The organism is Vibrio sp. 2134-1 (genome assembly GCF_033339495.1).
Genome location: NZ_JAWOUS010000226.1, coordinates 247 through 879 on the forward strand (window position 1 = coordinate 247; position 633 = coordinate 879).

1 protein-coding gene is annotated in these 633 nt (G+C 48.3%); it reads left to right on the forward strand.

Translation table 11 applies throughout. From position 1 onward, the window contains the following. The coding region (locus tag R7R78_RS25100) for an NAD(P)/FAD-dependent oxidoreductase (RefSeq protein ID WP_225474497.1) at nucleotides 1-633 on the forward strand (633 nt) is incomplete at both ends.

Here is a 633-nt window from a genome sequence, read left to right on the forward strand (position 1 = left end):
GTCATTTCGATTTGGATGCGGGCAAACAACCTCAGCATTACGCATTAGGCTTGAAAGAGATTTGGGAACTGCCGGCTGATGCGAAAGATTTTACTGGCAGCGTCATCCACTCCGCCGGTTGGCCATTGAGCGAAACCAACACAACTGGTGGTGGATTCCTCTATCACATGGAAAACCGCCAAATTGCGGTTGGGTTGATTGTCGATCTTAACTATCGCAATCCCCACTTGAGCCCCTTCGATGAGTTTCAGCGCTTTAAACACCACCCTGCAATCAAACAACACCTAAAAGGGGCACAGCGCATCGCTTATGGTGCAAGAGCCATCGCAAAAGGTGGGTTATCTTCTTTACCGAAACAACAATTCCCCGGCGGTTTATTAATTGGCTGTGACGCAGGAACACTTAACGTTGCGAAGATAAAAGGCAGCCACACCGCGATGAAATCAGGCTTACTAGCAGCAGAAGCCATTCATCAAGCATTACAAGACTCAAGGTGTGAACCTGATTATCAAACGCGATTTGAAGCCTCTTGGCTGTACGATGAACTCGCCGAAACGCGTAACTTTGGAGCGAACCTGCATAAGTTCGGTAGCCTGTTTGGCGGAGCTCTTTCTACCTTCGAGCACAAATTGT